This is a genomic window from Mucilaginibacter rigui (assembly GCF_014773275.1).
Classification (GTDB): Bacteria; Bacteroidota; Bacteroidia; order Sphingobacteriales; family Sphingobacteriaceae; genus Mucilaginibacter; species Mucilaginibacter rigui_A.
In genome coordinates this window covers 733,557-746,452 of the sequence record NZ_JACWMW010000003.1, presented here as the reverse complement: position 1 = coordinate 746,452, position 12,896 = coordinate 733,557, and the positions used below count along the sequence as shown (strand labels likewise).

The 12,896-nt window shown below is 43.1% G+C and carries 16 protein-coding genes; 8 read left to right on the top strand and 8 right to left on the bottom strand.

Annotated elements, in window-relative coordinates; genetic code table 11:
• Positions 1-265, top strand: a 265-nt coding sequence (locus tag IDJ75_RS16695; protein ID WP_191176755.1) for a M28 family peptidase, incomplete at its 5' end; no start/stop codon positions are given.
• A 458-nt stretch (positions 266-723) separates the two neighbouring features.
• Here IDJ75_RS16695 and msrA read toward each other — a convergent pair.
• The 3 genes from msrA to IDJ75_RS16680 form a co-directional block, all read right to left on the bottom strand.
• Positions 724-1,383, bottom strand: a complete 660-nt coding sequence (gene msrA / locus IDJ75_RS16690) for a peptide-methionine (S)-S-oxide reductase MsrA (protein WP_191176754.1) — start codon at positions 1,381-1,383, stop codon at positions 724-726.
• A 78-nt stretch (positions 1,384-1,461) separates the two neighbouring features.
• A complete protein-coding gene (locus IDJ75_RS16685) occupies positions 1,462-1,701 on the bottom strand; it encodes a DUF3820 family protein (RefSeq protein WP_191176753.1) in 240 nt (79 codons plus the stop codon).
• A gap of 50 nt (positions 1,702-1,751) precedes the next feature.
• Complete coding sequence (locus tag IDJ75_RS16680; RefSeq protein ID WP_191176752.1) at positions 1,752-1,991, bottom strand: helix-turn-helix domain-containing protein; 240 nt, start codon at positions 1,989-1,991, stop codon at positions 1,752-1,754.
• Positions 1,992-2,202: 211 nt separating this feature from the next.
• Between IDJ75_RS16680 and IDJ75_RS16675 the strand changes: the two genes are divergently transcribed.
• Positions 2,203-2,427 (top strand): hypothetical protein, encoded by a 225-nt coding sequence (locus IDJ75_RS16675; protein WP_191176751.1) that lies wholly within the window; start codon positions 2,203-2,205, stop codon positions 2,425-2,427.
• Between the two features lie 14 nt (positions 2,428-2,441).
• On the top strand, positions 2,442-3,392 hold the full coding sequence (locus IDJ75_RS16670; protein ID WP_191176750.1) for an aldo/keto reductase: 951 nt from the start codon (positions 2,442-2,444) through the stop codon (positions 3,390-3,392).
• Between the two features lie 76 nt (positions 3,393-3,468).
• Here IDJ75_RS16670 and IDJ75_RS16665 read toward each other — a convergent pair whose 3' ends face one another.
• Positions 3,469-4,221 carry a hypothetical protein gene (locus IDJ75_RS16665; RefSeq protein ID WP_191176749.1) on the bottom strand — a complete coding sequence of 251 codons (753 nt, stop codon included), beginning with the start codon at positions 4,219-4,221 and terminating at the stop codon, positions 3,469-3,471.
• A gap of 211 nt (positions 4,222-4,432) precedes the next feature.
• Between IDJ75_RS16665 and IDJ75_RS16660 the strand changes: the two genes are divergently transcribed.
• Positions 4,433-5,743, top strand: coding sequence for a PQQ-dependent sugar dehydrogenase (locus tag IDJ75_RS16660; protein WP_191176748.1), 1,311 nt, complete (start codon positions 4,433-4,435; stop codon positions 5,741-5,743).
• Between the two features lie 294 nt (positions 5,744-6,037).
• Positions 6,038-6,424, top strand: coding sequence for a VOC family protein (locus IDJ75_RS16655; protein WP_191176747.1), 387 nt, complete (start codon positions 6,038-6,040; stop codon positions 6,422-6,424).
• Positions 6,425-6,573: 149 nt separating this feature from the next.
• Here the strand turns inward: IDJ75_RS16655 and IDJ75_RS16650 are convergent, their stop codons facing one another.
• Genes IDJ75_RS16650 through IDJ75_RS16635 form a run of 4 tightly spaced genes read right to left on the bottom strand, consistent with a single transcriptional unit; the run spans position 6,574 to position 9,440 of the window.
• On the bottom strand, positions 6,574-6,822 hold the full coding sequence (locus tag IDJ75_RS16650) for a hypothetical protein (protein WP_191176746.1): 249 nt from the start codon (positions 6,820-6,822) through the stop codon (positions 6,574-6,576).
• Positions 6,823-6,856: 34 nt separating this feature from the next.
• Entirely contained in the window at positions 6,857-7,606 is a 750-nt protein-coding gene (locus IDJ75_RS16645; RefSeq protein ID WP_191176745.1) for an ABC transporter ATP-binding protein, read from the bottom strand.
• On the bottom strand, positions 7,603-8,469 hold the full coding sequence (locus tag IDJ75_RS16640) for an ABC transporter permease (RefSeq protein ID WP_191176744.1): 867 nt from the start codon (positions 8,467-8,469) through the stop codon (positions 7,603-7,605). The genes IDJ75_RS16645 and IDJ75_RS16640 overlap by 4 nt, the downstream gene beginning before the upstream one ends.
• Positions 8,469-9,440: an ABC transporter substrate-binding protein gene (locus IDJ75_RS16635; protein ID WP_191176743.1), complete on the bottom strand. Its 972-nt coding sequence runs from the start codon at positions 9,438-9,440 to the stop codon at positions 8,469-8,471. Before IDJ75_RS16635 ends, IDJ75_RS16640 begins: the two co-directional genes overlap by 1 nt.
• A gap of 114 nt (positions 9,441-9,554) precedes the next feature.
• On the opposite strand from IDJ75_RS16635, the gene IDJ75_RS16630 reads away from it, so the two are divergent.
• From IDJ75_RS16630 to IDJ75_RS16620, 3 genes are all read left to right on the top strand, one after another.
• Positions 9,555-10,805, top strand: a complete 1,251-nt coding sequence (locus IDJ75_RS16630) for a TPR end-of-group domain-containing protein (protein WP_191176742.1) — start codon at positions 9,555-9,557, stop codon at positions 10,803-10,805.
• 69 nt (positions 10,806-10,874) lie between these two features.
• Positions 10,875-12,020 (top strand): methionine aminotransferase, encoded by a 1,146-nt coding sequence (locus IDJ75_RS16625; RefSeq protein WP_191176741.1) that lies wholly within the window; start codon positions 10,875-10,877, stop codon positions 12,018-12,020.
• A 57-nt stretch (positions 12,021-12,077) separates the two neighbouring features.
• Positions 12,078-12,857: an amidohydrolase gene (locus IDJ75_RS16620; protein ID WP_191176740.1), complete on the top strand. Its 780-nt coding sequence runs from the start codon at positions 12,078-12,080 to the stop codon at positions 12,855-12,857.
• Positions 12,858-12,896: the final 39 nt, after the last annotated feature.

Below are 12,896 nucleotides of genomic sequence, written 5' to 3'. Positions count from 1 at the left end.
AGTTAGCTTAAGTAATACCGGTTCAACCGACCACCTTTCGTTCGATTGGGCGGGGATCCCGGGTTTCCAGTTTGTTCAAGACCCGATAGATTATGAAACCAAAACCCACCACAGCAATCAGGACAACTACGACCACCTGCAGATAGACGATCTTAAACAGGCGGCAATCATCGTAGCATCGTTTGTTTACCAAACCAGCGTAGAAAAAGATATGATGCCACGCAAACCGCTGGTAAAAGAGATCTTTGCATTTGATGGTTTGTAAGAAACTTATTTTATAGGGAAAAGGCCTTAGCAGTTGCTAAGGCCTTTTCTATTCTACTGCCATTAATTACAATTCACAAAGCAATTTCCTATCGGGCATGTTGGATGCTTAAAAATTAATGCTGCAAACTTTTTTATTGGTGGCACTATTTTGCCCGCATACAAAAAGCATAAAGCACTGTACATAAGATAGATATGACCGTTCACAAGTGTTCACGGCAGTGAACACTTGTGAACACTATACGCGTGCAAGGTAGCATAACCAACAATGGCCATTATCAATTTCGACTATCATCCTCAATCCCCCCCTGCTGGCGCACGCGTGCCGCGTGTGCTTAATATCTCATCACGACATACTCCTATCGATTTCATTAGCACAACCCTAACCCCTTCTCAAGATGAGAATTTAATATCTCACTCAACTCGTTCTAATTAACAATCCGTTAAAAGTGGTGAGGCTTATTTCTGAAATTCAGGTTTCAATTCTGCTTTCATCGCTTTGCGAAACTTCATCACCTTAGGTTCAGACACACTACTGATGTATGGGTTATCGCCGTTGGTGCGGTAGTAGCCCTGGTGGTAGTTTTCGGCAGCATAAAAAGCGGTAAATGGTACTACCTGCGTAACTATCGGGTTACTGTAATGCCTGCTCTGGTTTACTTTTTTAATGGTGTTTAGCAGGGTATTCTTTTCGGCATCGTTACGGTAAAAGGCTATAGAGCGATAATCGGTACCTTCATCCGGGCCCTGGCGGTTAAGGGTAGTTGGGTCGTGTGCAAAAAAGAAAGCCTCGGCCAGTGCAGCGTAACTGATCACTTTGGGATCATAATACACCTGGGCAACCTCTGCGTGCCCTGTATTTTGGCTGCTCACCTCCCTGTATGTAGGGTTTTTGGTTTTGCCCCCTGCATAGCCCGATACCACTTTGCTAACCCCTTTAAGTTCGCTCATGGCCTCGCTCATGCTCCAGAAACAGCCGCCGCCAAATGTGGCCACAGCCTGCCCTGCCGCGGGTTTGGGTACAGGTGCAAAGGCATCGCCGTTATTATTTTTTGATTGCCCGTCGGCACAGCCGGTAAACATTAACAGGGCCGCGAAATATATTACTAAATTTTTCATGATCGATATTTATCTGTTTAGTAGTATTTACGCAAACAACCTTACAATAGTTTAGGCAAATAGTCACGCGCGGGTAATCTAACGCCTGCCGTACTTTTGTTTTATCTGCCTCAGTATCTGATCTACCCCGTTACTTTTAATTTCGAATACGGTGCTCAGCATCATACCCAGTTTACCCGGCGGAAAACCTTTATTGTGCATCCATTCCAGGTAGCTAATGGGCATATCGCATATCAGGGTATCTTTATACTTACCAAAGGGCATGCGGGTGTTTACAATATCAATTAAAACCTGCGGGTCGGGTACTATATTTTCCACCGTGTAAATGTAGGATAATATTGTTTAAGCCGGGGAGGTGTTGGCGGTTGTCAGGCTACTTTTTTTAAATGCGGGGCGCATACAGGCTTCAGAAACTCATGTACATCAACCTCAAATATCTCGCATATCTCAATAAGTTTCAACAGGGTTACTTTGGTATGCCCTAACTCAACTTTGCAGTACGCGTTTTGTGTTTGGTTAAGTTTAAAAGCCATATACTCCTGCGAGTATTTTAGTTGGGTGCGTTTTTGGCGAATAGCCATTGCGAGTGTTTTTCCGATTTGTAACATGCTAATATTGGTTTTATTAAAGGCTTATTTAATAAACAAACGAGGAAATTGTAAAAGCGGTTTCCGTAAAGCCTGCTTAAACTATAAAGCTAATGGTTGTACTCCCTGTAGTGGTAAGTTTAATATTGTCAGTGCATGCTCATAATTGCAGTCAAAGCATTCTGTGAAAACACAAAGCCAAAACCCTTGTTAAAATATAAACAAAAACACGATGGAACAACAATTTGAAGCGGTACTTACCGGAACCGATACACCCGTAACTGGGATAGTTACACAAACTGGTAATGGAATTTACGAATTTAAAGCGATAGATGAAAGTATGGAGCTAACCATTGCAAGGGATAGTCAGGGAAACTGGGAACGCATTGCGGGTTCAGAACCTTATTTATCAAGCTGGATAGATGAACTGGCCGAACAGATACAAACCTCGTTATAATACTTACACACCATATGGAAAAGCGCGAATTAGGAAAATCGGGGATACAGGTAGTGCCGTTTTGTTTTGGTGGCAATGTTTTTGGCTGGACAGCCGACGAGAAAACCTCCTTTACCCTATTGGATGCCTTTATTGATGCCGGTTTTGATTTTGTAGATACTGCGGATGTGTACTCAAAATGGGTACCCGGCAACACCGGCGGCGATTCGGAAAGGATAATAGGCAATTGGCTTAAACAGGGCGGCAAACGCGATAAGATCATCCTGGCTACAAAAGTTGGCAAACCCATGGCCGAGGATAAAAAGGGCCTGTCTAAAGCTTATATAACAAAAGCTGTTGAAGATTCGCTTAAGCGCCTGCAAACCGATTATATAGACCTGTACCAATCGCATGAGGATGATGCCCACACATCGTTGGAAGAAACCATGGAAACTTTTGACGGCCTGATAAAACAGGGCAAGGTGCGCGCTGTTGGTGCGTCAAACTATGGAGCAGGCAGGTTTAAAGAAGCATTGCAGGTAAGTAAGGATAATGGTTTCGCCCGTTATGAAACCCTGCAGCCCGAGTACAACCTATACGACCGGGAAGATTATGAGCATAAATATGAATCATTATGCCGCGAGAATAATATTGGTGTGATTACGTATTACTCATTAGCCAGTGGTTTCCTGACGGGTAAATACCGCTCTGAGGCCGATCTGGACAAAAGTAAACGCGGCGGCGGTGTTAAGAAATATCTTAATGGCCGCGGGTATAAAATTTTGGCAGCTTTAGATAAAGTAGCCGAAGAATATAATACAACGCAGGCAAGTGTTGCACTTGCATGGGTAATGGCCCGCCCGGGTATTACCGCCCCTATTGCGAGTGCCACAAGCCTCCTGCAATTAAATGATCTGGCAAAAGCTGCCCAGTTAAAACTAAGTGGTGAAGCTATTGAACTGCTTACTACTGCAAGTAGCTATTAATAACACCTATCAAAACAAAAAAGCCATCAGTTAGTTTAACCGATGGCTTTTATTGTATATATAGAGGTGGTAATATTTAGAACCTCACCGGGCGGTGCGAATCGCCGCGCACCATTTGGTTTTGAGCGAACTGCATGTTGCCTCTGTCGCGGCCACCGCCGTTATTGTCATTTCTGCTGGGTTGTGCAGGTTGGTTACCTCTATCACGTCCGCCGCCGTTGTTATCGTTACGGTTTGGCTGGCCCCAACCACCTTGCCCTCTATCGCCGCGTCCGCCGCGGTTATCATCATTACGGTTTGGCTGGTTAAAGCCACCTTGCGGCCTATCGTTTCGGTTATTGTTTCTGTTCCAACCACGGTTGTTATCTCTGTTCCAGTCGTTGCGGTTGTTATCAAACCTTCTGCCGGCATAGTTATCGTTCCTGCGGTTCCAATCCCTGTTAAAACCGCCACCCCATCTGCCCCGGTATTCATCATGGCGCATATATGGCCTGCTGCTCCTTATTTCATATCTGCGGGCTGTGCGCCAATCGTAGTTGCGGTAAGCGCCGGGCAGGTAAGCTGCCGATATCCAGCGGCCGCCGTCCTGGTAATAATAGCAATGGCGTGGTACACTATAGTAAGCCTCTACTTCGGGCAGGTAATAGTAATCGTCGCTATCGTCAAATTCATCAGTATCATAAACTACTACAGGTTGTGGCGGCGGCGCGGGTACATAAACCCTGCGGGCCGGAATATTAAAACCAATATGAACTGATATTTGCGCCTGAGCACTGTTGTAAACCAGGCTACCGAATAATATTGCTGAGAGTATAACTGACTTTTTCATATCCTTAAAATTTATACATCTATGACGACAGCCGGATGCGATAGTTTAACAGGCTACTTGATAAAATCGGGCAAAAGGTTACTGTCATCATATTTATACAAACACATTTCGGTATTTGCTGTATATTAAGTTAAATTTGGTTTACCATTAAAACACAAGGGGATTAGCCTGTTAAACCCCTATAAATCATCACCAATAAACACGCACACCAATGAAAAACAGATCGTTCAATTTTGTATTGGCGGCCACGGTACTTGCCGGGTCAATATTATTTAATGCTTGTAAAAGCAATGAAAGCAAAACTACCGCCGACAGCACCAACACTGCTTCCGACACCACCAAATCACCTTCGGGGTTAACACTGCCAGCAGGGTTTAATGCCGCCATTATTGCCGAAAACCTTGGCGGCACACGCCATATAGCAGTTTCGCCGCAGGGCGATATTTTTATTAAACTTGGTAAGCCAAAAGATGGCAAAGGCGTTTTGGTTTTACACGAAAACAATGGCAAAGCCGATGTTAAAAACAGTTTTGGTGATTATGAAGGTACGGGCACCTACATTAAAAACGGCTACCTGTACACCTCATCAAACGAAGATGTTTACCGTTATAAGCTAAATGATAAAAACGAGGTAATTGATGCCACCAAACCCGAAACTATAGTTAAAGGATTAATAAACCGCAAACAGCACGAAGCTAAGGCCATTGTTTTAGATGATGCCGGTAACCTGTATGTAAATATTGGGGCGTACTCAAATTCATGCCAAATAAAAGACCGCGAAAAAGGCTCATTGGGCCAGCCAGGATGCCCCATCCTTGATTCGGCGGGCGGTATATGGCAATTTAAAGCCGATAAGCTGAACCAAACCTATAAAGATGGTGTGCGCTATGCTACCGGTTTACGTAACGTAGTAGGTATGGATTGGAACAAACAGGATAATCAGCTTTTTGTAATGCAGCATGGCCGCGATGCGCTGCATGATATATTCCCGGACATGTTTGACACCAAACAATCGGCTAATTTACCTGCTGAATGTATGTATGCTATTAAAAAGGGCGACAATGCAGGCTGGCCCTATATTTATTACGATCAGTACCAAACTAAAAAGATATTGGCGCCTGAGTATGGCGGCGATGGCAAAAAAGATGGTGACCCAACCAACAAATACATTAGCCCCGCTGCTGCATACCCGGCCCACCTTGCCCCTAACGGCTTGTTGTTTTACACCGGTAACCAATTCCCTGAGAAATATAAGAATGGTGCATTCATAGCCTTCCATGGTTCATGGAACCGCGCGCCCGAGCCACAGGCTGGTTATTATGTGGTTTTCCAGCCCTTTAAAGATGGCAAACCCGATGGTAAGTGGGAAGTATTTGCCGACGGTTTTTCAGGTTCGGCAGCAAACACCGCAAAAGGTAGCGCCGAACGCCGCCCATGCGGTTTAGCACAAGGGCCGGATGGTTCTATCTACGTAACAGATGATTCAAAAGGGACGATCTACAAGATCAGCTACAAAAAGTAACTGAATCTAAATTCAACAAAAAAGGCCTCGGTATGAGGCCTTTTTTGTTATCCAGCAATATTGCCAGAATGTTTGCAGTGGCTAACAGGTGAATAGCTTACTTGGATCCGGCCAAAAATGAGAACTTTGTGAAGATAGAAGATGAAATTGGTGTTATTTGCAATTGTAGAAAGCCGTTGAAGTTATAAATAAGACAATGTTTTTTCAAAATCATAATCGCTGTTACGTATTTTAGCAGAAAAATGAATCATATTTCATTCATACGTGCAATTTTCAATTAACATATAACAATTCATGGAAATAAAGGTCAAGTTAGACACAATAATACTTTACGTTCAAAATGTTGACAGGCTAAAGTCCTTTTATACTAATGTTTTTAATCTGAAAATAGTTGAAGAATATGAGTCCATATGGACACTTTTAGATGTAGGTAATAGCATGATAGGTCTTCATAAAATTGGTGACAAATATTTGAATGCAAGTGAAGGCTCATTCAAGTTTAATAACAATACTAAAATAGTTTTTGAAATAAATGAAGACATTAATGAGGTTAGAAGGGATTTCATTAGTCAAAATGTTGTTATGAGGGAAATAAAAACTTTTGACAACTATGATTACTGGCTGTGCGATGGAGAAGACCCTGAAGGAAATGTATTTCAGTTGAAGCAAAAAAAGCAGTAATATATTTAGCGTTTTTTATTTGCTTTTATAACTACAATACGAAGCATTCTCTAAAACTTTGCATAAACACCTTGCATGTTAAAATGCATGTAGCGAGATTGCTTCGTACTTCGCAATTACGTGTTGGATAGGTTTCGGCGGTAAATTAATTACGCCGCTATCGCCTGGTTACCCTTACCTTTTTCTATCAGGTAATTATTCATCAGTTCATTCTCGGAGATGATAACGCTGAAATCTTCAAAGCGTACGCCATTTTCGAAAGCGTAAAGTGTGTAACCGCGTTTGGTGCCATCGTACGGGCCAAGTTCGTAAACCTCGTCGTAGTTTTTGGCTTTTATTTTTGCTCCGCTCACCAACTGGTAAGCGTCGAATATGTTTTCAAATGTTGTGTTCTTCATAGTACAAATGGCAATACAATTTCTTTGCCATTTATTATCCAAACCAACTGTAAAGCTCATTTTGCTGTAAACTGTCTTTTTCTTTGCCAGCTATGTCCTTTAAAACAGTCCCCTCGCCCATCTGTATAATGCGCGAGCCGTAATTCCCTGCGTCCTTTAAATTATGCGTTACCATAATTGCAGTGAGGTGGTATTCTTTTATCAGGCCATCAGCAATACGCAAAACGTTCCCTGCCGACCGCGGGTCGAGTGCCGCTGTGGGTTCATCAAGCAGCAGTATCTTACAGGTATCCATCACACTCATTAACAAAGTAAGCGCCTGCCGTTGCCCGCCGGATAACGTTCCAATAGGTTGCTCCACTTTATCCTCCAGCCCCATACCAAGGGTAGCTATTTTATCACGTACAAGTCTTTTAAACTGTTCGTTTTTACCGATGGAAAGCCTCTTGGTCTGCGTACGCAATGCTGCTAAACGGAAGTTATCAATAATACTCAGATCGGCGGCGGTACCTGATAACGGGTTTTGAAAAATGCGGGCTATCCATTTGCTGCGTTTATACTCAGGCAGCCGGGTTACGTTGTTGCCATCAATGGTGATGATACCACTATCCGGCAGAATGTTACCGGCAACCAGGTTAAGCAGCGTAGTTTTGCCTGAGCCGTTAGAGCCTACTATCACCACAAACTCGCCGGCATTTATTTGCAGGTTTACTTTGTTGATAGCCACAACCTCGTTTGGCTTGCCTGTATTAAACGTTTTATGGATATTATTTAGCTGTATCATGCCTGTCTCCCCGTTAAACGCGGTAAGCCAACTATTAATAACACAAATACAGCGGTTACGCCTTTAAGCATATTAGGGTTTATACCTATATTAAGCGTAATGGCCAGTACAAACTGAAAAATGATGGCTCCTGCCATTACCAAAATTAGGCTTAACCATACCGAGGTAATGCGCAAGCGGTTGATAACAGATTCCGCAATAATAACAGACCCTAAACCAAATATCACAATACCTATCCCCATGTTAATATCGGCAAAGCCTTGCTGCTGTACAACCAGGTAACCGCTCAGGGCGGTTAAAGCGTTTGCAATTGCCAAACCAATAATTTTCATCCTGTCGGTATTTACGCCCAAAGCCCTTATCATAGGTTCGCTGTTGCCTGTAGCACGCATGGCAATACCAAAATCTGTTTTAAGTAAGTAGCCAATAATGATGGTTATGATCAGCACAAATACTATCAGTATCATTAATGAGTTTTGGTTAATATCAGTAATCAGGTTCACCGCCGAAAACAACGTAGGCATACTTAAAAGCGGCAGGTTAGAGCGGCCAAGAATGGTAAGATTAATTGAATACAAGCCGTACATTACCAAAATACCCGCAAGCAGTGCGTTTATTTTTAATTTGGTGTGGATAATGCCCGTAAGCGCGCCCGCCACCCCGCCAGCCAAAAGCACGGCGGGTAAAATTATATACCCGGGCTGGTTATGTGTAAGCATTGCCCCTGTTACCACACCGCCAAGCGTATAGCTGCCATCGGTGGTAATATCGGGTATATTGAAGATCTTCATGGAGATATAAATACCGAACGCTATCCCCGCGAAACACAAGCCCTGTAACAAAGCGGTTAGGTAAAAATCCATTATTTTACAGCTTCAAACCCGGCAGGGATAGTAATGTTATATTTTTTAGCAGCTACCGGGTTATAAACCCGTTTCCTGATCTTCACCATCTCTAATTTAAGGCCATCGGTTTTATGCGTTTTCAGATATTGCGCAGCCTGCAATCCCGATTGATAACCCCACTGATAAATATCGGCACCAAAAGCGGCTACCGCGCCACGTTGTACCAAACCGGCTTCGCTTGTAAAAATGGGTACATTATGCTGGTCGCAACTTTTCCTGATGGTTTCAAAAGCGGCGAATACGGTATTATCCGGATTGGCAAAAAAAGCGTCGATACCTTTGTTTAAAAGTGCCTGCGTTACCAGTTGCGCATCGGCCGACGAATTTAGAGGGAGCGCAATGATCTTTACGTTCAATTTTGCAGCCAGCCCTTGTATCCGTTGCAAAGCATCAGCAGATTGCGGCTCGGACTGGTTATAGATCATGCCGATAGTTAACTGTGCACCTTTCGGTTTTAACAGTTGGGGGATGATAGCAAATGAGGTATCGATGTAGTTCAGTTCTTCCATAGTGCCGTACAGGTTTGCCGGGGCTTTACCTGCTGCATCGGTCACCTTCATCCTGTCGGGTGTTGGCGATACCATCTGGAAGATGGGTATGGTTTTGGTTTTTTGAATAGCAGCTACTGTAGCAAGCGTGGTTGAAGTAGCTAAAAGGTCTACTTTCTCTGACACAAACTGGTTAACCATCTGTGTTAAAGTAGGGATGCTTCCCTGAGCATTATTATATTTAATGACCACCGTTTTTTGCTCTTCGCTAAAGCCATTCTTTTTTAAGGCATCAATAAAGCCGGTTTTGGCCTGCGATATAGTAGCATCTTCAAATGCATCAATAAAACCTACAACCGGTACATTATTTTTGGTAGATGATGAGCAGGATTGGATAACAATAATAAGTGCTAACAATGATAAAATACGTAGATATTTCATCCTACTAAGGTAAATAATCAGCCCAAAAAGAAAAACATTAAAATGCAACGTTTTAGCAGGTTTAAGCGTCTTTCGGGTACATATTAATTATATTTACCACTATTAACATCCTTTATGAAACTTATACTCTCCGTAGCAGTATTTTTAACTACAAACAGTTTATTGGCCCAAACCACACCGGCCAATACATTTGAAGTATACGGCAACCAGCAAAGCCAGCTGATCCAAAAAGCTTATGAAGCACGCGATGGCGAAACGGGTGTAAAATTAATGACTGAACTTACAGCAAAATACAATCAGCTGGCATCCGCTGATAAGCGCAACTATAAAGGTTTTATTACCAACAACTATTATAATTTAAGTTGTCTTTATTCAATTATCAACAACAAGCCAAAAGCATTTGAATACCTGGATAGTGCCGTTAATAATGGCTATATGAACTATAATCACTTGCTGGAGGATACCGACTTCGCCAACATAAAAAACGAACCAAAATTTAAACAGGTAGCACAATCCCTGCGCGGCGTGGCCGATTACAAATACATCCTGCAAAAGGCAGAGAAATTTAACCCTAATGATCAGCGTAAAGTTCCTGCATTTACCTATCAACCGGCAACAGATCCTAACCTGGTGGCCATCCGCAAAAACTTTAAGCTTGATTCTATAGCAGGTAAGGGTGATGAAAAGACAAAAGCCATTAACCTGCTTAAATGGGTGCACAACACCGTACAACACGACGGGCAGCATGAAAGCGGCATTCAAATCATTAACGCGAACGAGATCATCAGCAAGGCTACTGCTAAAAAGATAGGCGTATCATGCGGTGAACTGGCTACTACCCTAAACGAATGTTACCTGGCTATGGGCTGGAAATCGCGCAAGGTGTATTGCTTCCCAAAGGATAGTTTGAATATAGATTATGATTCGCACGTTATTAATGTGGTGTATTTGCCAAGCTTAAGCAAATGGGTTTGGATGGACCCTACCAACAACGCTTACGTAATGGACGAAAACAAAAACCTGCTTGGCATTACCGAAGTTAGGGAACGCATTATAAAAAACCAGCCCTTATTTGTAAACGATGATGCCAACTGGAACAATCGCCAAAAAATAACCAAGGAGTTTTACCTGGATAATTATATGGCCAAAAACCTGTATAGGTTGTACAGTCCGCTGCGTAACGAATACAATTACGAAACACGCGATAAGAATAAAACCATCACCTATATAAGCCTTTTGCCGTTAGAGTATTTTAAACAAAGCCCCGATAAAAGCGAGGATACTAACAAAAACACCAACTTTACTATTGAGCGCTACCGCACCAATAATGCCGATGCATTCTGGAAGGTTTCGGCAGGTAAATAGCTGTTGGTATTCGTTCATTTTTAAACAATGTGGCTAAAATTGCGTTTATTGGTTAATTTAGCCCCCTACATGATACCTGTTATTTCTAAATTACCCCAAACCGGGACAAACATATTCACCACCATGTCGGCACTGGCTGCCGAACATGGGGCGATAAATTTATCGCAGGGCTTCCCGGATTATTCCTGTTCGCCAGAATTGATTGAACTGGTACATAAGGCTATGCAGAATGGCCACAATCAGTACGCGCCTATGGCCGGCGTTATGGCCCTGCGCGAGCAAATTGCCATTAAAACCGAAAAGCTTTACGGTGCCCGGTACGATCCGGAAACGGAAATTACCGTTACCGCAGGCGGCACACAAGCTGTTTTTACAGCTATAAGCGCTATTATCCACCCGAATGATGAGGTGATTATGTTTGAGCCGGCTTATGATTGTTATGCCCCCGCCATTAAGCTGATGGGCGGCGTGGTAAAATCATTAGAGCTGGAGCCGCCCGACTACCGTATTGCCTGGGATATGGTGAAAAGACTGGTGAGCAATAAAACAAAAATGATCATCCTTAACTCGCCGCATAACCCTACCGCTACTATTTTAAGCCGCGAGGATATTGACGAATTAAGCGCGCTGGTTAAAAACCAGGATATACTAATATTAAGCGATGAAGTGTATGAGCACCTGGTTTTTGACGGGCAGGAGCATCACAGTATGGCCCGATACCCCGAATTACAGCAGCGCAGCATGATAGTAGCATCATTTGGTAAAACATTTCACGCTACCGGCTGGAAAATGGGTTACTGCCTTGCCCCTGCGTATTTAATGCAGGAATTCAGGAAGATCCACCAGTTTTTAGTGTTTAGCGTTAACACGCCTTTACAGTATGCCATTGCCGAATATTTAAAGGATGAGAACACTTATATGAGCCTGCCTGCATTTTTCCAGGAAAAGCGCGACCATTTCCGTAGCGGACTGGAGCAAAGCAGGTTTAAGTTATTACCATGCTCGGGGTCGTACTTTCAATCGGTAACTTATGATGCTATTACAGATGAAAAAGATACTGACTTTGCTATACGTTTAACCAAAGAAATTGGTGTGGCTGCTATACCTGTATCTGCTTTTTATCGCAAAGGTACAGACAGGCATGTTCTGCGATTTTGTTTTGCCAAAAGGCAAGAAACGCTGGATAAAGCCGTTGATAAATTGATAAAGGTTTAACCTTACGGCAAACATTTACGTATAATTTAATTGCCGCTACCTAAAAAAAGCACGTTTATGGATAATCTGAAAATTACGGTATACCAGGGATATTTATTTTGGGAAAACACTGATAAAAACCTGCAAAACATTTCGTTGCGGTTATCCAACATACGCGAAAAAACCAATCTTATCATCCTGCCAGAAATGTTTAATACCGGTTTCACCATGAATGCCGAAGCATTAGGCGAAACTATGGATGGTAAAACCATGCAATGGATGCAAAAAACTGCACAGAAATATGAATGTGTGGTAACGGGCAGTATCATTATTAAAGAAAACGATAAGTTTTATAATCGCCTGCTTTGGGTACGCCCCGATGGCAGCCATGAACATTACGATAAACGCCACCTATTTGCTTTAGGCAAAGAACACACCGTTTACACCCCCGGAACACAAAAACTAATAGTGGAACTAAACGGCTGGAAAATTTGCCCCGCCATTTGTTACGATCTGCGTTTCCCGGTTTGGCTGCGCAATGTTAACGAAGATTACGACCTGCTGATGATAGTTGCCAACTGGCCCGAGAAACGCGCCCCGCACTGGCGTACGCTTATACCCGCCCGCGCGGTTGAGAACCAGGCTTATGTTATAGGTGTTAACCGCGTTGGGCACGATGGCAACGAGATCTACCACTCCGGCGACTCTACCTGTATTGACCCTAACGGTAACGTGGTTTACTACAAACGCGATGAAGAAGATGTATATACCTTCTCCATTATTGGCGATGAAGTTAAAAAAGCCCGCCGCGCACTGCCTTTCTTAAAAGATGCTGATAAGTTTACGATAGAGGATTAACCACCTCTTATCACACGCCCCATTGCAATAACGGGCATT